The sequence below is a fragment of the Aquimarina discodermiae genome, from assembly GCF_040786235.1.
Taxonomy (GTDB): domain Bacteria; phylum Bacteroidota; class Bacteroidia; order Flavobacteriales; family Flavobacteriaceae; genus Aquimarina.
On record NZ_JBFMKP010000049.1, the window covers coordinates 1 to 25,638 of the forward strand.

Annotated in this window: 17 protein-coding genes; 12 read left to right on the forward strand and 5 right to left on the reverse strand. The window is 33.8% G+C overall.

The annotated features are described in order from the left end of the window. Positions 1-693 precede the first annotated feature (693 nt). Genes ABW636_RS21540 through ABW636_RS21555 form a run of 4 tightly spaced genes read right to left on the reverse strand, consistent with a single transcriptional unit; the run spans position 694 to position 5,357 of the window. The gene (locus ABW636_RS21540) at positions 694-1,785 is read right to left on the reverse strand and encodes an acyltransferase family protein (RefSeq protein WP_367592168.1); all 1,092 of its coding nucleotides are present in this window, start codon (positions 1,783-1,785) and stop codon (positions 694-696) included. A gap of 2 nt (positions 1,786-1,787) precedes the next feature. Beyond that, the gene (locus tag ABW636_RS21545) at positions 1,788-3,608 is read right to left on the reverse strand and encodes a sodium:solute symporter family protein (RefSeq protein WP_367592169.1); all 1,821 of its coding nucleotides are present in this window, start codon (positions 3,606-3,608) and stop codon (positions 1,788-1,790) included. A 4-nt stretch (positions 3,609-3,612) separates the two neighbouring features. Continuing rightward, positions 3,613-4,338, reverse strand: a complete 726-nt coding sequence (locus ABW636_RS21550) for a LytR/AlgR family response regulator transcription factor (protein ID WP_367592170.1) — start codon at positions 4,336-4,338, stop codon at positions 3,613-3,615. Further along, positions 4,338-5,357 carry a sensor histidine kinase gene (locus ABW636_RS21555; RefSeq protein ID WP_367592171.1) on the reverse strand — a complete coding sequence of 340 codons (1,020 nt, stop codon included), beginning with the start codon at positions 5,355-5,357 and terminating at the stop codon, positions 4,338-4,340. The genes ABW636_RS21550 and ABW636_RS21555 overlap by 1 nt, the downstream gene beginning before the upstream one ends. Positions 5,358-5,768: 411 nt before the next feature. On the opposite strand from ABW636_RS21555, the gene ABW636_RS21560 reads away from it, so the two are divergent. The 7 genes from ABW636_RS21560 (at position 5,769) to ABW636_RS21590 (ending at position 19,181) form a co-directional block, all read left to right on the forward strand. Continuing rightward, on the forward strand, positions 5,769-8,861 hold the full coding sequence (locus ABW636_RS21560; RefSeq protein ID WP_367592172.1) for a SusC/RagA family TonB-linked outer membrane protein: 3,093 nt from the start codon (positions 5,769-5,771) through the stop codon (positions 8,859-8,861). A gap of 4 nt (positions 8,862-8,865) precedes the next feature. Further along, complete coding sequence (locus tag ABW636_RS21565; RefSeq protein ID WP_367592173.1) at positions 8,866-10,461, forward strand: RagB/SusD family nutrient uptake outer membrane protein; 1,596 nt, start codon at positions 8,866-8,868, stop codon at positions 10,459-10,461. A 116-nt stretch (positions 10,462-10,577) separates the two neighbouring features. Further along, positions 10,578-12,494 (forward strand): glucosamine-6-phosphate deaminase, encoded by a 1,917-nt coding sequence (nagB, locus tag ABW636_RS21570; RefSeq protein ID WP_367592174.1) that lies wholly within the window; start codon positions 10,578-10,580, stop codon positions 12,492-12,494. A 137-nt stretch (positions 12,495-12,631) separates the two neighbouring features. Then, positions 12,632-13,504: an N-acetylglucosamine kinase gene (locus ABW636_RS21575; RefSeq protein WP_367592175.1), complete on the forward strand. Its 873-nt coding sequence runs from the start codon at positions 12,632-12,634 to the stop codon at positions 13,502-13,504. After that, positions 13,504-15,816 (forward strand): family 20 glycosylhydrolase, encoded by a 2,313-nt coding sequence (locus ABW636_RS21580; protein ID WP_367592176.1) that lies wholly within the window; start codon positions 13,504-13,506, stop codon positions 15,814-15,816. The genes ABW636_RS21575 and ABW636_RS21580 overlap by 1 nt, the downstream gene beginning before the upstream one ends. A 58-nt stretch (positions 15,817-15,874) precedes the next feature. Next, positions 15,875-17,719, forward strand: coding sequence for an Ig-like domain-containing protein (locus tag ABW636_RS21585; RefSeq protein ID WP_367592177.1), 1,845 nt, complete (start codon positions 15,875-15,877; stop codon positions 17,717-17,719). A 202-nt stretch (positions 17,720-17,921) separates the two neighbouring features. Further along, positions 17,922-19,181, forward strand: coding sequence for a glycosyl hydrolase family 18 protein (locus ABW636_RS21590; RefSeq protein ID WP_367592178.1), 1,260 nt, complete (start codon positions 17,922-17,924; stop codon positions 19,179-19,181). Between the two features lie 91 nt (positions 19,182-19,272). Here ABW636_RS21590 and ABW636_RS21595 read toward each other — a convergent pair whose 3' ends face one another. Beyond that, complete coding sequence (locus tag ABW636_RS21595) at positions 19,273-20,043, reverse strand: class I SAM-dependent methyltransferase (RefSeq protein ID WP_367592184.1); 771 nt, start codon at positions 20,041-20,043, stop codon at positions 19,273-19,275. A gap of 46 nt (positions 20,044-20,089) precedes the next feature. On the opposite strand from ABW636_RS21595, the gene ABW636_RS21600 reads away from it, so the two are divergent. The 5 genes from ABW636_RS21600 to ABW636_RS21620 all read left to right on the forward strand — a co-directional run bounded on the left by ABW636_RS21600 (position 20,090) and on the right by ABW636_RS21620 (position 25,238). Beyond that, entirely contained in the window at positions 20,090-20,962 is an 873-nt protein-coding gene (locus ABW636_RS21600; protein ID WP_367592179.1) for a LysR family transcriptional regulator, read from the forward strand. Positions 20,963-21,107: 145 nt separating this feature from the next. Next, complete coding sequence (locus ABW636_RS21605; protein ID WP_367592180.1) at positions 21,108-21,803, forward strand: DUF2490 domain-containing protein; 696 nt, start codon at positions 21,108-21,110, stop codon at positions 21,801-21,803. Positions 21,804-22,000: 197 nt separating this feature from the next. Beyond that, entirely contained in the window at positions 22,001-23,032 is a 1,032-nt protein-coding gene (locus ABW636_RS21610) for a kinase (protein ID WP_367592181.1), read from the forward strand. Positions 23,033-23,280: 248 nt separating this feature from the next. Then, positions 23,281-23,772 carry an SMI1/KNR4 family protein gene (locus ABW636_RS21615; RefSeq protein WP_367592182.1) on the forward strand — a complete coding sequence of 164 codons (492 nt, stop codon included), beginning with the start codon at positions 23,281-23,283 and terminating at the stop codon, positions 23,770-23,772. Between the two features lie 161 nt (positions 23,773-23,933). After that, a complete protein-coding gene (locus ABW636_RS21620; protein WP_367592183.1) occupies positions 23,934-25,238 on the forward strand; it encodes a Fic family protein in 1,305 nt (434 codons plus the stop codon). Positions 25,239-25,638 lie beyond the last annotated feature (400 nt).

A 25,638-nucleotide genomic window follows, 5' to 3' on the forward strand; every position in this document is an offset into this window, starting at 1 on the left:
CTACTAACTGTATGTGAGCTTTTTCTATATTTTGATTCCATAAATCTAAAATATAGATTTTTATAGTACTAAAGTAACTGCACTAAAGTGCAGGGTTTTAAACCAGTTTTGTGACCAATAAACTATTTATAATTCTGAATTCAGAATTATGAATTTTCTTCTTTACATCACTTGCGTAGCGATCCTCACAGCAACAATTGGGGTTACATCACTTGCGGAGCAATCCTCACAGCAACAATTGACTTTACATCACTTGCGGAACAATCCTCACAGCAACAATTGGGGTTACATCATTTGCGGAGCAATCTTCACAACAACAATTGGGGTTACATCATTTGCGGAACGATCCTCACAACAACAATTGACGTTACATCATTTGCGGAACGATCCTCATAACAATAATTGGTTGTACATCATTTGCGGAACAATTCTACCATTGACGTGTTTTATTAATGGCGGTATTTTAAGCTTTATAGCTCCTTCCCTTGAGGACGATACAACGTTAGTTGTCGGCGAATTGAAGCGATGGACAAGATGGGTGTTTCTTTAAAAACATCCTCCTCGATCCTCCTTCAAAGGAGGAAGTAGAGACTACAAAATACAACAAACATCATTACAACCACTGGATAAAATTTTTACAATATGTCTCAGAAAGGCGTAAATTTTCTTATCCCGAATTCATGTTTATTAGGTTTACACCTTTACAAAAATCCCTTTCTTATGTAAAATATATCCTAATAAGGTATACAACCCAACCACAACACACGCATATACAAAAGATGAGAACTTAAGCGTTATAAAAGAATAAGTAAAAAATGTATTGAACAAGTAGTAATGTATCGAATGACCAGAATCAAGGATTATTAAATAAAATGATTTTGCCACCAGACTAGATAAAAAATAGATTATCAAACCATTGGCACCTACATACGATACTACAGCCCCGAAAGAACGTTTTTTATGATCCATCAAATAATATAATCCTGCTAATAGTAACGTAGCATAACCAGCAGTTACTAATACAAAGCTACTGCTCCATAATGCTTTGTTGACAGGAAAAAAGATACTCCATAAATAGCCTAACAAGGTTAAAATACTGCCTACGGCAAAAAGTGCAATATGCGTTTTTGATAGGGTGCTCTTTATCATTCTTCCTATAAAAGCTCCAATAATGGTGGTAACACATGCGGGGAGTGTACTTAACACACCCTCTGGATCATAATCAGGTTGCCAGATATGCCCTTTTAGCAATTGATAATCTATAAAAGCTGCCCAATTGTGAGGAGCTCGTTCTAACGTAGGCGTTCCCAAACCAGGAATAGGAACATATACCATCCAAATCCAGTACCCCATTAGGATTATAATTGCAGTGACCAACAATTGCCATGGCTTTAGTGTTACATACAATAAGGAAACTATAAAAAACACAATTCCTATACGTTGTAATACCCCTGGTATTCTAACCTTAATCATCTCTGTAAAAAAAGGAAAATACGGAAGAAAAAAATTAAGAAAAAGCCCTAGTAGTAACAGTTTCAAGCTTCGAGTAGTAATCTTTTTTATCATCTTTTTGGAAACCTGCTTATTATGATATACAAAAGCTATAGATACTCCCACAATGAATAAGAAAAAAGGAAAAACAAAATCTGCCAACGTTAAGCCGTCCCAGGGCGCATGTAATAATATAGGATAGACATGCGACCAATCGCCAGGGGTGTTGACCAATATCATTAGCATAATGGTAGCCCCTCTTAAAAAATCGACAGATTGTACTCTCTGTCTCATTACTATGAGACTAAACTCTTACCAATTCGTTTCCAGACTTTGATCAATAAAAAGCCCGCTATAATGGATAAAACTGTTAATATAGATGCGTTTAGAACATTACCATAAATCCAATTACCCATAGAAAATAAAACGCCATAAACCAGCAAACACCCAAGTACCATGGCTAATATTCCAGACGGAACCATCCATTTCTCCTGAGTCTTTAGTACCTCTACTCCTTCTTCTTTTGCTTTTTGCAATACTTTGGTCCACCCTGGCCCACCTGGCTGAATTTTTGTATAGAATTTGAACAGTACATCATCATCATCTGGTTTAGTTAAAAAGGTGACAGTAACCCAAATAATAGTAGTTAATAATACCACTAACGGAAACTGAAACCAGGATGGAAAGATCCCATCAACACCCTCTGCTCCAAAAAGAGCTGCATTTACCGAAGAAATACTTATAACGATGGATATAATCCCTGAAGAAAACATGGCAGAAATCTCACTCCATGCATTAATCCTCCACCAAAACCATCGCAGAATAAAAATTAAACCTGTACCGGCTCCAAACATTAATATATATTTAAATATTTGCACCGCATTGGTAAGTGCCAAGGCCAATAATGTGCTTAAAATCATTAATACTACCGTAGCCAACCTACCCATATTCACCTGTGCTTTTTCTGAAGCATCTTTATTTATAAATTGCTTATAGACATCATTAACAATATAAGAAGCTCCCCAATTTAGATGAGTCGATATGGTAGACATATAGGCTGCTATTAATGAAGCAACAACGATTCCTAATAATCCACTTGGTAATTTTGTTAACATTGCTGGATATGCAAGATCATGTCCCAATTTATCTTGTGTAACATCAGGAAATGCTTCTTGTATACTTGCCAGATCAGGAAAAATAATTAGCGAAGTCAATGCTACAATAATCCACGGCCAGGGTCTGATCGCATAATGCATAATATTAAAAAAGAAGGTCGCTCCTACAGCGTGACTTTCACTTTTGGAGGCTAGCATCCTTTGTGCGATATAACCACCGCCACCTGGCTCTGCTCCCGGATACCAGGAACTCCACCATTGTATTGCCAATGGAATGATCAATAAGGCAATCATAGCATCTGTATCGCTAAAATCAGGAACCATCGATAATTTATCTTTTACATTAGGATGAGACACCAAATTATCGAGTCCATTTACTTCGGGTAAATTAACACAATAATAAGCTGCTCCTACTGCACCAACCATAGCTACAAAGAATAGTAAAAAGTCAGAATATACCACTCCTTTAAACCCTCCTAATGCACTAAAAACAACGGTTACTACTGCAGCGTACCCTACCGTTTCTATAGCCGATAACCCAAGCATTACCTGACCAATCTTTATAGCCGCCAATGTAACCCCAGACATCGCAAGAATATTAAAAATTACTCCTAAATAAACAGAACGAAATATTCTCAAAAACCGAGCAGGTTTACCAGAGTAGCGTAACTCATAGAATTCCATATCGGTATTTACATTGGATCTACGCCATAGTCTTGCATAGATAAAAACCGTTAGCAAACCTGTTAGCAAAAAGGCCCACCAAACCCAGTTACCAGCTACCCCATCTTGTCTTACAATATCTGTAACCAGATTAGGAGTATCGGTAGAAAAGGTAGTTGCAACCATAGAGAAACCCAGTAACCACCAGGGCATATTACGGCCCGATAAAAAATATTCTGAGGCATTTTTTCCTGATTTTTTTGCAACCACGACACCAATCATAAGTGTCGTTAAAAAGAAAAAGACAATGATTGAATAGTCTAAAATACTAAGTTCCATTATTTTATTTTAACAAGTTTGATTTATTTTTAAGTATTCGTTGTTTGGCATGTGCAGTATAGTTTCTACCAATAGGGATTCTTTTATCTCCTATTTCTACCAAATTGCCCTCTATAGACTTTACCTTATCTATAGCAATGGTGTAAGATTTATGAATTCGTATGAAATTCTCTGAAGGTAGTTCTTCACTTATACTCGTCAAGGATTTATGTGATAAAAATGTGTCTGTGAGTGTACTTACTCGTATGTAATCTTTTAAGCTTTCTATAAAAAGAATATCTGTCAATAAAATTTTCACCAACTTCTTATCGACTTTTAAGAAAATATGTGCGGGTTGCACCAAATCCATCGATGGTTCTTGCTTTTTGATAGCAATAAGTCTTGCCGTCAATTTATTCATAGATTTTAAAAATCGGTTAAACGAAATGGGTTTCACCAAATAATCTAATACTTCTAATTCATAACTTTCTAAAGCATATTCTTTATAAGCTGTTGTGATAATTACCTGAGGATATACCTGCAAGCTTTTTAAGAATTCGAGGCCATTCATTCTTGGCATATTAATGTCTAAAAAAACTGCATCTATTTCGTCTTGTTCTAAAATGGGTAACGCCTCTATTGGATTTTTAAAAGTATCCACAATTTCAATATTCTTGAATTCTTTTAAAAAAGACTCAATCACTTCTATTGCAAGGGGTTCATCGTCAATTATGATACATTTAATAATCATTATATAGGGATTTTAAGTAAAATCGAATATTCATTATTCTTTTGGGATATGTCTAGTGTAAATTTATTTTGATATAAGATTTCTAATCTTCGTTTTACATTTTTTATCCCGATTCCATGGGGTTCTGTTGGTTTATATTGGTCATTATAATTGTTTTTAGATGTAAATAGTAATTCATTTTGTTTTTTTTCAAATGAAATGACTAATTCCATTTCATCATTTTCTTTTAATCCATGCTTAAAAGCATTCTCGACAAAAGGAAGAAACAGCATCGGTACTACTTCTACATCATCTATATTACCATGTATATCTACTTCTGACACTACTCGGTCACCATACCGCATCTTTTCTAACTCTATATAATTATCAATATGATTAATTTCTTGTAGCAAGGGTAATTTCTTCTCGCTTGTATCATAAATCACATACCGCATAAAGTTAGATAGTTTTACAACCATTACCGGTGCGAGATCTGATTTTTTTATAGTATGTGAATATAAGCTATTAAGGGTATTAAAAAAAAAGTGTGGTTGTATTTGTGCTTTTAAATACTTAAGCTCTGTTTTATATTGTAACTCACTTAAGTGCCTGTTCTTGTTTTGCACTATTAAAAAATCGATAGTAAATTTTATAGCCGATGTTAAGCCAATTACATATAATTCTCCTACTACTACTGCCACAATATGATTAAATCCAAATGGGTCTAGTCTGCCTTCTACTTCTGGCCAAATATCCTCTGTCACTAATAACAAGTTAAGACCCGATCTAAGTAAGTAATGAACTCCTAATGACAGACATAAAAAAATCACATAATGCACATACTTCTTCTTGTATAAAAATTTAGGTACTAAATAATAAATATTGAAATACACCAAAATGATATGCAAAGGGAACTCTACCAAATTAGATTTTACAGAATACCAATAATCATTAAAGTAACTCCCCCATCTAATCACATTAAATAAAAAATATATACTCCAAAAATACAGATGGTATCGTCTTTTTATAGTTCTATCCACTTTGCTGACCTTTATCATATAATGCGAGTTCTTTTTTTCGCATCACTTTGCATAACACTACTTATGCGATTCATAATTATTTTATGTCATTTCTACATGACTACCGTAAAAATTTTATGGCTTAAAAAAACCCGAAGTTATTGAATTTCCACAAAAAAAATAAGCGAAACAAATCCCAAAAAACTATTAAATAATTACACGAGACAATCTCATTTAACATAAAATTTTGAAAAATGTAAGGTTAATTAAAGACAAAAACAAAAAAACGTAGAATCAAAAAAAAACGAAAAAACCAATATATGACATAGGATGTCGATTGTTACAGAAACAATGTCGTTCGTCTAAAAAAAAAAATCTCTTAGGATTAAAATATTAATTTGAGACCTTTCAAAATAAACAACATTATATAATATGAAACAAAAGATCTTAACTCTAACAGCTTTACTGTTTATTTCTTTCTTGAGTTTTGGGCAGGGAACCCAAATAACAGGAACGGTAAAGGCAGCCTCTGATGGTGTAGCCTTACCAGGGGTGAACATTATTGTAAAAGGAACTACAAACGGAGCACAAACAGATTTTGATGGAAAATATACCATCACAGCAAACCCAGGAGATGTATTAGTATTTTCATACTTGGGAATGACCGATCAGGAAGTAACTGTTGGTAGTGAAACCGAAATTAACGTAAACTTACAAGAAGACGCAGAGCAATTAGAAGACGTTGTCGTAACAGCTTTAGGTATTTCAAAAGAAAAAAAGGCACTTACTTATGCCGCTCAAGAACTTGGAGGTGAAGAATTAACTAAAATTAAACAAACCAATCCTATTAATAGTATCTCGGGTAAAGTTGCCGGGGTAACTGTATCTCGAAGTTCTTCAGGACTAGGAGGAGCTACCAAGGTAGTTTTAAGGGGTAACTCTTCTACTACAAACAATGACCCTTTATATGTAATTGATGGTATCCCAATGCAAAATAACGGAAATGGTCAAAATGGAGAAACTCCAGGCGGAGATATTTTTGGTAGTCAAACAGGAAACAGAGATGGTGGAGACGCCTTATCTTTAATTAATCCAGATGATATCGAAAGTATGACGGTATTAAGAGGAGCATCTGCAGCTGCATTATATGGTAGCCAGGGTGCTAATGGAGTTATTTTGATTACCACCAAAAAAGGTAAAGAAGGTGCACTTACGGTTAATGTTAACTCAAGTATCACTATGGATAATGTAATGTCATTACCAAAATTACAAACAGAATATCAATCTGCTTCTGTAGGACAACCGATTGCAGAGAATGGAAATGTAACTGACCCAACATCCTGGGGTTCTAGAGCAAATGGCTTATCAAATACTGTGGATGACTTTTTTCAAACTGGATACACCTCAATTCAAGGAATATCTCTATCTGCTGGAAATCAAAAAGCGCAAACTTATTTTTCTTACGCCAATACCGCGGCTGGTGGTGTAATGCCCAATAACAGATTGGTTAGAAACAATATTACTTTAAGAGAAACGGCTAAGTTCTTACAAGATAAAATTAGCGTATCAGGTAGTATTTCATTATCCGACCAAAGAATATGGAATCGACCAACCAATGGTCTATACTCTAACCCGTTAACCGGTTTATATTTGAATCCTGTTGGGATTGATTTAAATACTTATAAAAACCAATTTGAGTACTTTGTTGAATCTAACAATATGTTTGATCAATTTGCTACTTCCTTTGCAGAAAACATACAACAAAACCCGTATTGGTTAGTAAATCGTAACTTGAGTAAGGATATTGCACAAAGAGTTTTAGCCAATGTTAGTGTTAACTATCAAATCACAGATGAATTTTCTTTACAATCTAGGGGAAGCTTTGACAAATCTTTTTTCACCTTTGACAAAAGACTCTATGCAGGGAGTGATCCTACTTTTGTGCCTTCAACAGGAAGATATATTTTAGAAAAAACAGAAAACACGCAACAATATATTGATTTAATTGGCACATACACTAAAGACTTATCAGAAGATTTCAATTTTACAGGAATTTTAGGTACCAGTTTAACCAAATATAAAACTGGAGATCGAATCCTACTTGATTCTGGCAATACAGAGGGGCAAGGTTTAACATTTCCAAATGAATTTTTCATTGCCAATTTTGCTGAAACCAATAGCATTGCACAAAGTGTAACTAATAGAGAAGTACAATCCATCTTTGGATCTGTAAACGTAGGGTATAAAAATATGTTATATTTGGATATAACAGGAAGAAATGACTGGTCATCAACCTTAGTATTAACTGATACCAATTCCTTTTTTTACCCTTCTGTAGGTCTTACCGGAGTTTTAACAGAAATGACGGAGTTCCCTGATTTTGTGTCTTTTGGTAAAATTAGAACCTCTTATGCAGTAGTAGGAAAGGATATTCCGGCATTCACCACAATACCACTTTTCTCTATACCAATAGGAGCAACTAACTTTATTAAGCCTACAATTGGTCTAAGAGAAGGTGATACATTGGAGCCAGAAGAGCAAAAATCTTTTGAGATTGGTACCGAATGGAGGTTTTTACAAAATAGAATAGGATTTGATTTTACATACTATAGTTCTAACACAACAAATCAAATATTCTTTATTCAAGCAGAACCAAACTTAAACGGATTTACTCAAAATGTTGTAAATGCAGGAGAAATTACCAATAAAGGGGTTGAATTAAGTGTGAATGCAAAACCTATTGTAACAGATAATTTCAAATGGAATACTGCTGTTAATTTTGCTGCCAACAAAAATGAGGTAGTATCGGTACATCCTTCACTACAAGATGGTAGAGCAGTTGTAACCGATCCTGGAGTAAACGGATATGGTTATGCTTTAGTAGAAGGAGAAGATTTTGGTAGTATTATAGGTAGGTCTATAAGGAGAAATGCAAATGGCGTACCTATTGTTTCCGTAGAAAATGGAGAAACAACTATTGAATCTACAGATTTTGAAACTATTGCACATGCTCAGCCTGACTTTACTCTAGGATGGAGCAACACCTTTGATTATAAAAACTTTTCGTTGAATCTATTAATAGACGCCAAAGTAGGCGGTGATGTGGTGAGTGTTACAGAATCTATTAATGATCAATATGGAGTATCCCAAGCATCTGCAGATGCTAGAAACACTAATGGAGGTATGATTGATGTTGTTGATACAAATGGTAACCCTTTACAATTAACGGCTCAAGAATACTATACAAAAACAGCAGGAAGAGCTGGTCTTTTAGGAGAGTATGTATATGATGCAACCAATGTTAGTCTAAGAGAACTATCATTAGGATATACTCATAATTTTGAAAACAGCTTTGTTCAAAATGTAAAACTATCTCTAATCGCCAACAACTTATTCTTTATTTATAAAGATGCTCCTTTCGATCCAAATATTGCTTCAAGTACCGGTATTGGTTTACAAGGTGTTGATATTTATGGGCAGCCATCTACCAGAAGTATTGGATTAAACATTAATGTAAAATTCTAAGAAAATGAAAAAGTTTTTAAAATATATAGTAGCTTCAACAATTATTGTAAGCTATACAGGATGTACAGATGATTTCGAAAGTATTAATACGGATCCAAACGGTATTTCTATAGAAAGTCTTACGCAAATGAACAATCACATCGGTGGATCATTTACCCCAATGTTTCAAAATGTAATTAATGTTAATCCAGCCTGGAATTATCAAATACAGCAAGGATTAAATGGAGATGTATTCTCTGGTTATATGACACCTCCTACTCCTTTTGAAGGAAATGTAAATAACATGACCTATTCATTAGTAGATAACTGGAATAGATGGGCATGGAATAATGCATACAATAGCGTAATGCCATTTGCATTGGATATTAAAAATTTTGTTACGCTAAGTGGTGACCCAGTAGGTGACAAATTTATCCATTTATCAAATATCATACGAGTTTCTGCTATGCATCGTGTATCTGATATATTTGGCCCTATACGTTATACCAAATTTGAAGACTTTGCTACTACTGGAGAATATGACTCTCAAGAAACCGTTTATAACGAGTTTTTTAATGAATTGGCTACGGCGATAGATGGCTTGCAAACGGCTATCGATACAGAAAACGAAGATCAAATCAATCAATTTACTCCTTTTGATTTATCCTCTCTAGGAGGTGATATTGCAGCTTGGAGAACGTATGCAAACTCATTAAGATTACGATTAGCTATGCGTATCGTTAAGGTAAACCCTGCCCTGGCAAAAACTCAAGGAGAATTAGCCTTAGCTAGTGATGCAGGTTTACTAGAATCCACTGACATGAAAATAGATGCTGGTTTCCCTAATCCAATTACCGTAATCAGTGGTTCTTGGGGAGATATTCGTATGAGTGCAGAAATGGAATCTATTTTAGAAGGATATAGTGATGGTCGTAAAGAAGTATACTTTAAACCAGCAGAAGACGAAGCATTAACTGGTGCTTATAAAGGGATAAGAATGGGAATAAAAATTGATGCTAAAACACAGTATGGAGCGCACTCTGCCATCGGCAGTGTAATAGATGATGGTACTGTGCAATGGATGACCGCTGCAGAAGTATGGTTTTTAAGAGCCGAAGCAGCCTTAAGAGGTTGGACAGGTGCAGGAGATGCCAAAACAAACTATGAAAATGGTGTAAAAGTTTCATTTAATCAACATGGAGTTTCTGGAGTAGATGATTATTTAATAGATAATACTAGTACACCTAACGACTTTGTGGATGCTATTAATGCAGATAATAATATTGCTTATGCAAGTGATGTAAAAATCGCATACAATGATGCTGGAACTAATGAAGAACAATTAGAGCAAATTATTACGCAAAAATGGATAGCCATGTTCCCAGAAGGGCAAGAAGCCTGGAGTGAATTTAGAAGAACAGGATACCCTAGAATATTCCCAGTTGTAGTTAATAACAGTGGAGGTGATATAGACACTGATATTCAAATCAGAAGATTAGATTTTATCATTGATGAAAGAAACACAAATGCTGATAATGTTGCCAATGCGGTAACATTGCTTGGTGGGCCTGATACAGGAGGTACCCGATTATGGTGGGATGTTGATGCCCCTAATTTCTAATTTGAGTTAGCCATATATAAATTTAAAAAGAGATGGATGAAGATTCATTTTGGATTCCATCTCTTTTACCAAAGCCTTAAAATAATAGTAGTATTAAACAATGAACTCTTGAGAAAATGATTCAGGAAATTGAGTATAAACAAGTAGGACAGTTTGAAAAAACAAAGTTTGAGAAGATTCATGGTGAAATATTTCCAGATTCTTCGATAGCTTCGAAATTAGTTGCCAATGAAATTGCAACACTAATCAAACAAAAACAACATGAAGGAAATCCTTGTGTGCTAGGTCTAGCCACAGGTTCTTCCCCGATAAAAGTATATGAAGAGTTAGTACGCCTACACCGTTCTGGGGAGTTAAGCTTTCATAATGTGGTCACTTTTAATTTGGATGAGTATTACCCTATGGATACATCACATCAGCAAAGTTATTACCACTTTATGCATCAGCATCTCTTTGACCATGTAGATATCAATCCAGAAAACATACATATTCCTGACGGTACGATACCTATTTCAGAAATGGATCAGTACTGTATTGATTATGAAATGAAAATAAAACAATACGGAGGTTTAGACTTTCAGCTCTTAGGAATTGGTCGAACAGGACATATTGGTTTTAATGAACCGGGATCACACCCTAATTCGGGCACTCGAATTATTACATTAGATCACATTACAAGAACCGATGCATCTTCTGATTTTAATGGTTTAGAAAATGTACCCAAAAAAGCTGTTACTATGGGTATTAGTACCATTATGAAATCAAGAAGGGTATTGCTTTTGGCTTGGGGACATAAAAAAGCTTCTGTTATACAACAGTCTATAGAAGGTGAGGTAACGCCTAATATCCCTGCTTCTTTCTTACAACAGCATAAAAATATTACCATCATTCTTGATGAAGAAGCAGCTTCAGAACTTACTCGTATCAAAACACCTTGGTTGGTAGATCAATGTATATGGACAGAACCCTTAAAGTTTAAAGCGGTTACCTGGCTGAGCCAACAAGTAAACAAACCCGTTTTAAAACTTACTGATAAAGATTATAACGACAACGGCATGTCGAGTTTATTAGCAGTCGAAGGTTCTTCTTATGATCTTAACATCAAAATCTTTAATAAGCTTCAGCATTCTATTACAGGATGGCCGGGAGGTAAGCCTAACGCAGACGACACCAATCGACCAGAAAGAGCTACTCCAGATAAAAAAAGAGTATTGATTTTTAGTCCGCATCCTGATGATGATGTGATTTCTATGGGGGGTACTTTCCTTAGACTTATAGATCAAGGACATGAGGTTCATGTAGCCTATCAAACCTCGGGTAATATTGCTGTAACAGATGAAGAAGCTCTTAAGTTTGCAGAAGTAGCCAATAGTTTTCAGGCAGGTAAAGGAGAAGATATATACGCTAAAGTTATTTCTTTTCTAAAAACAAAAAATCAAGGAGATATTGATATTCTTGAAGTTCGTAAAATTAAAGGGCTTATTAGAAGAATGGAATCATTGGGTGCTATACGCTATTTTGGACTACCTGATGAAAATGTATCCTTTATGGATCTTCCTTTTTACGAAACGGGTAAAATTATGAAAAACCCCTTAGGAAAAGAGGATGTAAAAATTACCGAAGATCTTATCAAAAAAATAAAACCTCATCAAATATATGCAGCAGGTGATTTAGCCGATCCTCATGGTACGCATAAAGTATGTTTGGATGCAATTTTTAGTGCTATTCAGAACATTAAAAGCGAATCTTTTATGGATGATTGCTGGGTATGGTTATACAGAGGTGCATGGCAGGAATGGGATGTTTCTGAAATAGAAATGGCTGTACCATTAAGTCCAATGGAAGTATCTAAAAAAACCAATGCTATTTTATATCACCAGTCACAAAAAGACAGGGTAATGTTTCAAGGTGAAGATTCTCGGGAATTTTGGCTTAGAGCTAGAGAAAGAAATAGAAATACTGCAAAATTATATGATAAACTCGGAATGGCAGATTATGAAGCCATAGAAGCGTTTAAAAGGTACAATTTTTAATATTGTGTTTTGTTTGTTGAATGAGTGTAAACTCAAAAAATATCCCTCCCTCAGTTCTTGAGGGGAGGGTTATTTTTAAAAACTCATCTCAACTTTGAAGTCTTAAAATTATGTTTCACAACTAAATAAACGTATAGATGATTTTATTTGCTGATAGTGGTTCTACCAAATGTGATTGGGTTATGGTTAAAGAGAATGGTCTTCCTATATGTAAAACCAGGACTATTGGCATTAATCCACTTATACTCTCTAATGAAGCTATATCGACAATCGTTCATAAGGCAGCTATTTTAACCGAACATAGAGATATGGTACAGGAAATTTATTTTTATGGAGCCGGTTGTTGTGAAACAGACTCAAGAAAAAGAATACGTCGTATTCTTCAGTCAATTTTTAAAAATGCTTCATTTATTGTGATTGAAGAGGATATCATAGGAGCTGTAAAATCCACAACTCAAAATCCAAGTGTAGTTTGTATTCTGGGAACTGGAGCAAATTGTTGTTACTATGATGGAAAAAAAGTCATTCAAAAATCACCAGCTTTAGGATACCTGTTAGCAGATGAAGGAAGCGGAAATTATTTAGGAAAAAAATTATTAAAGGATTATACCTTAGGTAGAATGCCTGGAAATTTGAGAGTTCTTTTTAAAAACAGCTATGCTTCAGAATTAGATCAATTGATGGACAAATTATACAATGCCAAATATCCTAATTCGTTTTTAGCATCGTTTGCTCAATTTATTTTTAATAACCGAGGTGATGCATATATCGAAAAGATACTGCATCAAGGAATTTCAAAATTTATAGACACCTATCTTTTCCAATACAAAGAAGAACTATATAAACACCCTTTACACTTTGTAGGGTCTATTGCCTATTACTCACAAGATGTCCTAAAAAAAATGGTAGAAGAAAAAGGGTATCAAGTAAAAAGCTTTATAAAAAAACCAATCGATCACTTAGTAAATCAAGTAATCACACAGAGAATTTCTCATAAAATAAGTCAATAATGAATTTACGAATCATATCATTTTTTTTACTAACCTTTTTGGCATGTAAAAGTCCTGAAAATCCTTCTGTTAGTATAGACAGGTCTTCAGAAATTACCCCCAAACCCCAGGCTATAACAAAAAAGAAAGAAAATTTTATACTTACCCAAAACACTACTCTTTATGCTAATGAAAAATCGGTAGATGATATTGTTAACTTTTTCATTCATAAAATAGAAAATAATACAGGGCACTTGTTAAAGATTACCAAAGATCGTGATCACAATAACAGTATCAAACTCTTAAAAGATGATACTTTGGATTATGAAAAAGAAGAATATCATTTAGATGTTTCCGAAAACGATGTAGTGATAAAAGCAAAAACAGACCAAGGATTATTTTATGGAATGCACACTTTTATGCAACTTCTACCGTTTTATAAAGAAGAAAACAAAAACAAACCCTTTTTTCCTATTAAAATTCAGGCCGTGGATATTAAAGACAAACCACGTTTTAGCTGGCGTGGTGTTCATCTTGATGTTTCTAGACATTTCTCATCTGTAGACTTTATAAAGAAACAACTGGATGTACTTTCTATTTTTAAGATAAATAAATTTCATTGGCACTTAACCGATGATCAGGGATGGAGAATAGAAATCAAAAAATATCCTAAACTTACTTCTATAGGATCTAAAAGAAAAAATGCAGATGGATCTTATCACGAAGGGTATTATACTCAAGAAGAGATCAAAGAAGTGGTCCAATATGCAAAAGAACGCTTTATAGATGTCGTTCCAGAATTTGACACTCCTGGACATGCCATTGCTGCACTTGCAGGATATCCGGAATTATGTTGTGACGAAAAAAATCATCCATTTGAGGTTAGAAATCTTTGGGGAGTAGAAAGTAATATTCTTTGCGCTTGTAAAGAACCCACTTATACCTTTGTCGAAGATATAATCAAAGAGATGACTTCTCTTTTTCCATACGAATACTATCATATGGGAGGTGATGAAGTACCAAAGGATCAATGGAAACAATCGCCTCTTTGTCAAAAATATATGAAAGAGCATAACATAAAAGATGAAAAAGAGTTACAGAGTTATTTTATGGCTCGTGTAGAAAAAATATTGCAAAAGTATCAAAAGAAGATGATTGGTTGGGATGAAATTCTTGAAGGAGGAATCACCCCAACTACCAATATCATGTCATGGCTTGGAGAAGAAGGAGGAATTAAAGCCGCAAACGAAGGTCATGATGTAATTATGACTCCTTCAAAATATGTGTATCTCAATTTTTATCAAGGAGATCACAAGGTAGAACCTTTTGCTTTTGGCGGATACATTACCTTAGAAAAAGCATATAATTATGATCCTCTTCCCGCAGCTATTAAAGAAGATAAAAAGAAACATATCTTAGGTTCGCAAGGAAATCTTTGGACAGAATATGCAAAAGAAGATAAAACCAAAGAGTATCTCCTCTACCCTCGTATTATTGCACTTGCAGAAACGAACTGGACACAAAAAGAAAACAAAAACTTTGTTGACTTTTCCAGAAGACTAAATAGCACTTATGAGCTTTTGGATCATTATGGTATAAATTATCATTTTCCACTTCCAGAAGGTCCTACAGCCGATAAAATTACGTTTATCGACAGCGTACAAGTGCCTTTTACAACAACGCGCCCTATAAAAATGGTATATACTTTGGATGGAATAGATCCAACGATTAATAGTACCGAATACACCCAACCACTCGATTTTACAACTACTACAGAAATAAGAATTGCTTCTGTATTAGATAATGGTAAAATGAGTCCTATTAGAAAACTAATTGTATCCAAAGAACCGTTAACTACTGCTTTGGATATAAAAAAAGTATCTAAAGGACTGGTTATGGAAGAAGTTAAAGGTCACTTTAAAAATATAAAAGAAGTTGAAAAAAACACAACCTCAAAATCATCTATCATCAAAAATATTGAAGATGCGAATAAAACCTATGATTGGGGACATAAGATTAATGATGATAATCTAAGGGCTGTTTTCTTAAATGGGTATATCGATATTCCAGAAGATGGCGTGTATTATTTTTCAAGTACCCAGGATCAGGTATGGATAGGAGACAAACTACTTATCGAACACCCAGAACCTATAAAAAAACATGCCGAAGAAAGCTCTATAGCATTACAAAAAGGGAAGCATAAACTTAAAATAATGTACCTAAATAATGTTGTTAAAGGTTGGGCAACAGATTGGAATACGGTAGAATTAAAATACAGAAAGGCTTCTGAAACAGAATACAAAAACGTAGATGAACATATGATATTTCATTAAACACATGTAAATATATTTAATAACTATAAATAGCAACCACAAACTCAGTAGAATGATTATGAAAACTTTACAAAAATTAACACTAGTTTTATTGATACAGGTATGTTTTTTTTCCTGTACAAATGAGACTTTTTTAGAAGATGATGTATCTGGTACAGAAGAAGCTACGATCACCACTAAATCTGCATTAACAGAGCCTATCGTACTAGGATATTTTCCTTCCTGGTCAGAAAGTTGGGCTGCTCCAGGGCAAGGTTCTAAATTAAGAGATATCCCAGAGCATATTACACATGTATTTTTGGCATTTGCAAAACCTAATTTGAGATATGTTAAAGGTTCTTTGGATATTTCTGATACAGGGATTCAAACTCCTTACGGGGGTGATACTTTAAAAGAATCTGTCGCTGCATTAAAGACAAAAGGAATTAACGTAATTTTGTCTATTGGTGGTGAAACATATTGGGGAACCAGTGATGCATACAATATTGAATATCAACAAATCAAAGATTTGGTAGATGATATGGGATTCGAAGGTATCGATTGGGATTATGAACCAAACGGAAGTTTTGCAACCATTGGTCATGCCGAAAACGTTCAACATTTTATCGATTTCTTTAATAATTCTAGAGCAATTATGCCAAAAGGAGAATATTTGTTAGCCTGTGCTCCAGCAGGAGTTGGTGCTATAGGAGGTCTTACTAATGACGATCCTTCTTCTCCTTTTTCCTATGCAAACAGAAATACTGCCAGCGGGGAGTCTGATGCGAACTTACATAATGCGACTTCTCCTAACCAAGCCATAAGTTTGTTTGGGTTTGGAGCTACAGGTCATATGATACCAGTTATAAAAGCTGTTGGTGATAAAATTGACTTAATTGCATATCAAGGATATAATACAGGAGCAGCAAGTAATAGAAAAATTATGTATGATGCTTACAAACATTATGCAAATCAATATGGTTTTGATATTGCTGCAGGAGTTCACTATCCAAATGAACCATGGGGACCATATTACGAATATACCTACCAAAACGTTGCAGAATTATCTGCTCATATCGCTGCTAACAATTCTAATGATGGTATAATGATATGGCAATTATTGTTAGGTAACTCTTCTACTTCTGCTTATGGATATATGCACGTAGCAAGTCAGGTACTTAATGGAGTTTCTACTTCTCAAGCTATTGCTACCGCAGAAGATTACCCAGAGTCTCCTTATACTGGCGGGGATACTACAGACCCAGACAACCCAGGAGGTGGATCAGGTTGCGAATCTGCAGTCTGGAATGCTTCTGCTGTTTATAATGGTGGACAAGAAACAGTACATAACAATAAATTATATAAAGCAAAATGGTGGACACAAGGAAACAACCCATCCAATAGTACAGGAGCGGGACAACCTTGGGAATATATTAAAGATTGTGGAGATGATACCGGAGGAAGTAATCAATTACCTACGATAACCATCACAGCTCCATCTAATAATGGATCATTTACACAAGGAGATACGGTTACTATTACAGCAAATGCTTCTGATAGTGATGGTACTATTACCAAAGTAGAGTTTTATCAAGGTACTACTAAATTAGGTGAAGATACTACGAGTCCATATACTTATAATTGGGCAAATGCATCGGTAGGAACTTACAGTATAACGGCTAAGGCCACCGATGATAAAAATGGTTCGACTACTTCTTCTGCAGTTTCTGTAAGTGTAACTTCTGGAGATAATACAGGAGGTGATTGTAACGGTATTGCAGCTTGGGAGGCTTTTCCAAAGGTCTATAACAAAGGAGACAAAATTGTATACCAAAATACGATATACGAAGCACAAACAGGTCCATTATGGGTAACTCCAGGAAGTGGTGAGCACTGGTGGAAAACTGTTGGTTCTTGTAACTAATTCGAAATAATAATAATAATAATAATAGAAAATCCCTTTTAGCATATTAATTAAGCTAAAGGGGATTTTTTTTGCCAAAATTTAGCAAAGAAAAAACAACAAAAAGTAAGGAAGGTCGTTAGTAGTGGACGAAAAGCAAAATTACGCTTTAAAGTTGATTTGCTATATAACTCATTATTACTAACTCACTCACTACATTGCTATGAATGTATTAAAAAAAATTACCCTGCTATTATTACTCCAATTATGTTTGTTTTCATGTTCTGAAGACATTGTTACCAACCTACCCGATCCAGAAACAGAAGAAGTTGATCCTGATGCTGATACTACTGATGAAGAAGAGGAAGAAGACGATTCTGATACCGAAGATGAGGATCCTGACACAGAAGAAGAAGAAGAGGAAGACGACGATCCAGACACAACTAACCCTAACCCTACAGAACCTATTATACTTGGATATTTTCCTTCCTGGTCAGAAAATTGGGTTGCAGCGGGACAACCCGAAAATAGTTCTAAATTAAGAGACATCCCAAGACATGTAACCCATGTATTCTTGGCATTTGCAAAACCAAACCTAACATATACAAAAGGTTCTATGGATATTTCAACTACCGGGATCCAAACCCCTTATGGCGGTACCACTTTACAAGAATCTGTTGCTGTACTTAAAACAAAAGGTATTAAGGTGATTTTGTCTATTGGAGGAGAAACGTATTGGGGTTCTAGCGATGCATATAACATCAACTACCAACAAATCAAAGATTTGGTTGATGATATGGGATTCGAAGGAATTGATTGGGACTATGAGCCCAATGGAAGTTTTGCTAATATTGGTAGTGCAGAAAATGTACAACACTTTAAAGATTTCTTTACAAACTCCAGAGCAATTATGCCAAAAGGGCAATATGTATTGGCCTGCGCTCCTGCGGGAGTTGGTGCTTTGGGAGGGCAACTTAATGATGACCCTTCTTCTCCCTATGCCCATAGTAAAAGAAACACAGTAACTGGTGAAGATGATACCAATTTGTTTCAATCTACTGTACCTAACCAGGCGATTAGCCTATTTGGTTTTTCAGCTACGGGACATATGATCCCTGTTATGAAAGCTGTAGGAGATAAAATAGACTTAGTTGCCTATCAAGGATACAATACAGGGGCTGCCAGTAATCGTAAAATCATGTATGATGCTTATAAACATTATGCAGATCAATATGGATTTGATATTGCCGCTGGCGTGCATTTTCCTAATGAACCCTGGGGACCTTATTACGAATATACTTATGATAACGTAGCCGAATTATCTGCGCATATCGGTACCAGTAACTCTAATGATGGGATCATGATATGGCAGATGTTACTAAGTAGTGGTGGTAAATCTGCTTATGGATATCTTAATATAGCAAGCCAGGTACTTGGTGGTACATCAGAATCACAAGCCATTAGCAACGCAGAGGACTTTTAGATCAAATAATCAATCTAGTTTTATAAAATTTACTAAAGTGCTATAACTATTTCATCAAGGTTATAGCACTTTTTAGTTTACATAATACCTTTTATTTTATCCCTCCAAAAGCCGCAAAACACATATTCTTATGAAGGACCTCAGTTTTTCTAAAACCCACTTTTTTCATCAAATCTAATTGATAGTTTACAGATCTAGGTGAATCTTCTTTTGCTACATATTCAAAAACTCTATCTTTATAGTTAGTTCCCCCTACCCTCTCCAGATAGTCTCCATATCGCTGCCATATATATTCGTTTATACTTTCTGACTCCTGAGTAACCAAGTCAGAAATCATTAAACATCCTCCTGGTTTTAATAATCTATATAACTTATCAAAAGTTTGTTCCCAATCATTGTCATCTCTTAAATGATGTAATACAGCACCCGCCAAGATAATATCAAAATGGTTTTCTTTTAAAATTACTTCTCTTATGTCGCCTTGTATGATCTCTACAGTAGTATTACATTGCCTCGTCACTCTCTCAAAAGCTTTGTCTAACATAGGTTTACTTAAATCGACCAGAGTACAATTTAAGTCTTCAACTTTTGAAAGCATTTTTAACGTATAATTTCCGGCTCCGCACCCTATATCTAACAGATTTTTTGCATGTGGTATAATTCTTTTTGAAGATTCGGTAATCAATTCTAACGAAATTTCTGCATCTATTGTAGATACCTGGCCCGTTTTTAAGTTCGAAAATCGCTCTACATCCTGATCAAAGCGTTCTCTGATTTCTTCTAAAGTTGATTTTTGCATTTTGGTAATTATTTGTTTTAACTGTTCATACTTATTTTCAAAAGTATTTTTTTGAAATATAATTTAAAAAGACTTATTTTATCATATAATAATACCTAATAGGTATCATATGGAATTAAGACATTTAAAATATTTTATTGCTGTCGCCAAGGAATTGAACTTTACAAAGGCTTCTGAAAAACTATTCATATCACAACCACCGTTAAGCAGGCAAATAAAAGAGCTCGAAAATGAATTGGGAGCAAAACTATTTGAGCGAAATAATAGAACGGTAACACTTACTGATGCCGGAAAATATTTTGAAAAGGAAGTACATAGCCTTTTACAAACGCTGGAAGCCATATCGCTAAAAACAAAAAAAATTGCAGAAAACACTAGTGGGGATTTTAGGATCGCGTATATCAGTTCTACATTTTCTGCTACTATCTCTAAGCTGGTACAATATCTAACCGAAAAATATCCGTATTTAAATATTAAACTGTATGAAGTCTCTTCTACCAAACAAATAAATGCCTTAGAGCAGGAAAAACTTGATTTAGGGATCTTAAGAGCTCCCGTGGTTTCGACAAAAATCGAATCCAGAGTATGGTATAGAGACCATTACTCCCTTGTATTTAATAAGAATTTTGTGTCTTTAGATACTGCAAAAAATATGGAAGCTCTAAAAAATGAAACCTTTGTTTTTTTCAATAAAGACTATGCTCCCTCCTACTACAACTCTCTTATAGAGATTTGCAGTACCTATGGTTTTATACCTAATGTGGTTCATCAATCCAACAATATCAACTCGATCATTCAATTAATACGAAATGGTTTAGGAGTTTCTATTGTTCCCTCTAGTATTTCTAAAAGTCACGATTACCCCGAACTTACTTTTTTAGACATCCCAAACAAAAATTTATGTACTAATGTACTATTGGCAACTCCCAAAGGAACAAACTCAGAAATAACTAAGACTGCAATTTCATACCTGCTGTCATAAATTACATAAATGGACAGCTTGAGAATGGTAATGATTTAATCTTTATATAATTTTTAAGACAACTCTCCTTTCCATTTCCTGAAGAATCAAATATATTTGATGTTTTTTTTAACACTTCAACATAATTTAAAGTCAATTTATAACGATGAAAAAAGGCCTGTTTATAATAATATTAATGATGATCTTGACACCAAAAATGGGTACAAGTCAAATAGACAATTCTCAACTAGGGGCATGGTATATGTATTTCTTTAATACCAATTTTAAAGAAAGCTCCTGGGGAGTTCAAGGAGATGTACAGTACAGAAACTGGGATTTGGGTGGTGATCTTGAACAATTACTGCTTAGAGGAGGATTAACGTATACTCCAAAAAATGCTAACATCAAATTTACTGCTGGATATGGTCATATTACTACAGGAGCATTTGGTTCTGCTAATGCTACCACGGTAGAAAGCAGAATATATCAAGAAGCGTTGTTTCCTGGTAAAATTGGTAAACTTTTTCACCTAAACCACAGGTTTCGATATGAACAACGTTTTGTAGAAGATCAAGATTTTCGTACACGATATCGCTATAATCTTTTTGTAACCGTTCCTCTAAGCAGTGCAGAACTAAAAGAAAAAACATTGTATCTGGCTTTATACAATGAGTTGTTTATAAATGGACAACAAGAGATCGGAGACGGAAGATTTGTCGAATATTTTGATAGAAACAGGGTCTATTTTGCATTAGGATATATCTTTAAAAAAGGAATCAAAGTACAACTAGGATATATGAATCAAAAAACTAACAACTGGAGTAAAAATCAGTTACAACTTAGTTTGCATCATAATTTTTAGTGTACTGTTTAGATAACTATAATACTTTTTATTTTAAGGCGATGAGTTAAGGAAAAAGATTAAAAGTATGAATTTTAGTTTTCAAAACCCGAATAGTAATCGTATACTATATCTTTACAAACGACTATAAGCGTTTGTATTTGCAAAGTGCTTATATAACATTGTTAGCAACAAGTTAAACCAACACCAGTACATCAATGGAAAATCTACTTTACTATCCTTGGATTAATGTTCCAAAATCCGATTGGACAAATAGAGCATTGTTGTACTATGAAACAATTGGATGTATTGCCCCAAGAAGATACAATGAAGAGCCTAAGAGGTTTGAAAACCATATGCGTGAATTAGTTAAAGAGAATTTAGTAATTCCTGTAAATCCCGCAGAAATCATTAGCGACCCTTGGAATATAACAAGACCGTTTATTGAATATGTAGAAAGTAAAGATTTCGACTTAAAAAAAAGACGTACTAAATTCTCAAACGGCTCTAAAGGTAGAATTCATCGTGGAAAATTTTCTAAAGCACCTCAAATTCATATAGACAAATTTGATAAAGAAGTTTTTTATAGGTTAGAACACGCTGGATTGGCAGAAAAGAGAGGTGACGAATGGTATAATGTTGAAAAAGCAACGGCTAACGAATTAATGGCATATATATCAACAATCATTGCTAAAAAATTAGATTGTCGACCAATGAGTGACAAGTTGAGAAGATTTATTCCAGCTTCCAGAGTCACGAAAAAAGATTTTAAAGAAATAAAAATTCAACAAAGCAAAAGAGAAATTATATTAAACGAGATTATTCCATTTCCTGAAAATATAGATTTCACTAAACTACGCAGATTTAAAGATAAACATTCCGATTTACTGGAATCATTTAGGAATAAAGTTGAGTTGATTGCATTAGACCCAAGTATTGAAATTGAAACAGAATTTTTTAACGAGAAAATTAAGGAATTGACAATTGGAAAAAGGGAACTTACTGCTAAAATGAATGACAGTAATTTTGGAAACATTGTTTTTGGAACTATTTGCGGAGCTGCAAGTGCTGGAATAGCATTTAATGAAGGTTTTGGATGGTTAGCTATGCCAGCTTTTTTGAACGCAATCCATTCAGCTTTAAAAATTGAAACCGCAGAAGATATTCCAAATCGAGAAGGAATGAAATATTTAGCCTTAATGGAAAAAAGAATATCAAAACCAGTTGCTAACATTGTATATAAAAAATAGCGCAAGTCATTTCTAACACTAAGGTTTAGGCATTTTTGGAAAGTCGCCAAATTTTTAAATTTGACGATTTCCAATAAAAAAGATAAATAGTAAAATTTAAAAATTCGGCTTGTGTTTCATCCGAAAAGTTATCGCTTATTTTCAGCGCTACTTTTCATATACGGAGCCGTTAGCAATTATTAAAAATGAATATCGAAAACATATTTGACGAGATAAACGGAGAAAGCAAAGAATTAACTGAAGAAATTATGGTCAAATTTCAAAATGAATGGAACTTACCTCTTTCTGACAGTGAACTAAATGATTTCAAAAAGAATGACACTAAACCATCATATTGGAACGATAAGACTTATGGAAAGTGGAAACCAAAGAATTTTGAGAACTGGACTTTTCCAAAAAGTAATTTTCCGAAAGAATTTATTGAATTAATTAAGATTTATAGTGGATGTGCTTTTATGAAAGGAGAAAGGGAATTCAGCATATTTGGACCTGATCAATTAAGAGAAATGAATTTAGCTTACGAGTTACCAGAATATATGAAAGGTGGAGTTTCAGTAGGTTTAGATGGCGCAGGAAATCATATAATTATTGATATGCGCTCAGAAAAGAACAATAATGGATATAAAGTTTATGGAGCGCATTCTAGTAATTTGGAATGGGAAGGAGCTAAATTAATCGCTAATAATTTCTTGGAGTTTATGAAAGGGGCTCAAAATATTGACGAAATTGTAAATGGATAAAACAATTGCTAACACCATGTAAAAATGAATTAAAATGCATTTTACATTAAACGTTGTAAAACATTAGTTTGAAAACTTTCCGAATTATTAAAATAACATATTAAGATTGATTTTTGTGTTACAATGTGTTACATTTGATACAACATTTAACACGTTGTAACATGAAAATAGAAAATCCACCTGAAATAAAGGATTTTGATTTCAACAAATATATTGAATGCTTTAAAAATGATGGAATGGAATCATTTATTCAAGAAACTGATAAAAGATATTTTTATTGGACTGAAATAAAACATCGTCCAAACTTACCTTTTGACAATCCAAAAAAAGCTTGGGAAATCGTTAAAACACATAGATTTATTGGAGCGAAAAGACTCTTTTTTGGAAATCATAAGTTCACTTACAACCTAACTTCATTTATACAAGAAGATTTACACAATTTTGATTTAAAATTAATTGGTGGACTTTATAAAAATTCAATTACGCCTCAAGAGCAACAGGAATATTTTAAAAATTCTCTAATAGAAGAAGCCATTGCCTCTTCACAAATTGAGGGAGCTGCAACGACAACTGATGTAGCAAGAGAAATGATTAAATCAGGCAGGAAACCAAGAACGGAATCTGAACAAATGATAATCAATAATTTCAGAGCTATTAAAGAAATTGAAAACAGATTAGATGAAGAACTATCAATTGAATTAATTCTTGATATTCATCAAATAATGACCGTAAAAACAGACGCGACTAAATATGCTGGAAAATTCAGAGACCATCCGATTTATGTCAAAGACCATGTAGATGGAGAAGTCGCTTTTACAGCACCAAACTTTTCAGAGGTTAATGAATTAGTAGAACAACTACTAAACTTTGTTAATTCGGAAACCGAATTTTATCATCCAATTATTAAAGCTTCTATTCTTTATTTTATGATTGGTTATATCCACCCATTTGGTGATGGAAATGGACGTACCGCAAGAGCTTTATTTTATTGGTATTTAATTAAGAAAGGATACTCATTATTAAAACATATTTCAATATCTAAAGCTATATTAAATTCAAGAACAAGCTATGATAAGGCATTTTTGAAGACAGAACTCGACCAAAATGATTTAACTTATTTCATAATGTATTCAATGAAAAGCTTAAGAGTTGCTTTTCAAAGTTTAGTTACATACAGAGATAGAAAACGTGAAGAGAGACAAAAAGCTTCTGAAATAATATATGAACTAACACAAAAAGGATTTAATAAAAGGCAAGCAGATTTATTAGGCTATTTATTTATCAAACCAAAAGCTAAAATCACTGTCCCAATATATTCTAAAAGACATAAAATTGTCAGACAAACAGCAAGCAGAGATTTAGCTGATTTAGAAGAAAAAGGAATTATTTTTAAAAGTAAAGATGGTAAAACAATGGTCTATGAGTTAATTGATATCGAAAAAATTGGAACCTATTTAAATAAATAACGTTTTACAACGTCTCGGCTATAATTAATACGGGTTTTGGTGCTTAACCCAAAGTTTAGTGCTTTTAACCAAGTCCACCAAATCTTTTTGATTTGGGTTTATAAAGAAAAAGATAAAACAAAATAAAAAGTATTAAGATTCAATCTGACAAAATTATTGTTCTCGAAAAATCGGATAAAACAAATAATATTGATTTCCTTAATTTAAATACTTCTGATATTGAAAAAATAAAAAAATATCTGAATACAAATATTGGAATAGATATCTTATAAAAACATGAGGCTGTCTAAAAAGGCAGTCTTTTTTTTGTAGATTTTTGAGTTATTTTTTAACTTTAAGAATGAGTAGAAAAGTAGTTTTTAAGACCTATGATCAAGATCAGTTAAGTTTATTACCTCCA

Coding starts and splice junctions, on each gene's coding strand:
- nagB (WP_367592174.1), top strand. CDS start 10,578: ATGATTCAGGAAATTGAGTATAAACAAGTAGGACAGTTTGAAAAAACA.
- ABW636_RS21600 (WP_367592179.1), top strand. CDS start 20,090: ATGGAATTAAGACATTTAAAATATTTTATTGCTGTCGCCAAGGAATTG.
- ABW636_RS21565 (WP_367592173.1), top strand. CDS start 8,866: ATGAAAAAGTTTTTAAAATATATAGTAGCTTCAACAATTATTGTAAGC.
- ABW636_RS21560 (WP_367592172.1), top strand. CDS start 5,769: ATGAAACAAAAGATCTTAACTCTAACAGCTTTACTGTTTATTTCTTTC.
- ABW636_RS21580 (WP_367592176.1), top strand. CDS start 13,504: ATGAATTTACGAATCATATCATTTTTTTTACTAACCTTTTTGGCATGT.
- ABW636_RS21590 (WP_367592178.1), top strand. CDS start 17,922: ATGAATGTATTAAAAAAAATTACCCTGCTATTATTACTCCAATTATGT.
- ABW636_RS21610 (WP_367592181.1), top strand. CDS start 22,001: ATGGAAAATCTACTTTACTATCCTTGGATTAATGTTCCAAAATCCGAT.
- ABW636_RS21540 (WP_367592168.1), bottom strand. CDS start 1,785: ATGAGACAGAGAGTACAATCTGTCGATTTTTTAAGAGGGGCTACCATT.
- ABW636_RS21615 (WP_367592182.1), top strand. CDS start 23,281: ATGGTCAAATTTCAAAATGAATGGAACTTACCTCTTTCTGACAGTGAA.
- ABW636_RS21545 (WP_367592169.1), bottom strand. CDS start 3,608: ATGGAACTTAGTATTTTAGACTATTCAATCATTGTCTTTTTCTTTTTA.
- ABW636_RS21550 (WP_367592170.1), bottom strand. CDS start 4,338: ATGATTATTAAATGTATCATAATTGACGATGAACCCCTTGCAATAGAA.
- ABW636_RS21620 (WP_367592183.1), top strand. CDS start 23,934: ATGAAAATAGAAAATCCACCTGAAATAAAGGATTTTGATTTCAACAAA.
- ABW636_RS21585 (WP_367592177.1), top strand. CDS start 15,875: ATGAAAACTTTACAAAAATTAACACTAGTTTTATTGATACAGGTATGT.
- ABW636_RS21575 (WP_367592175.1), top strand. CDS start 12,632: ATGATTTTATTTGCTGATAGTGGTTCTACCAAATGTGATTGGGTTATG.
- ABW636_RS21605 (WP_367592180.1), top strand. CDS start 21,108: ATGAAAAAAGGCCTGTTTATAATAATATTAATGATGATCTTGACACCA.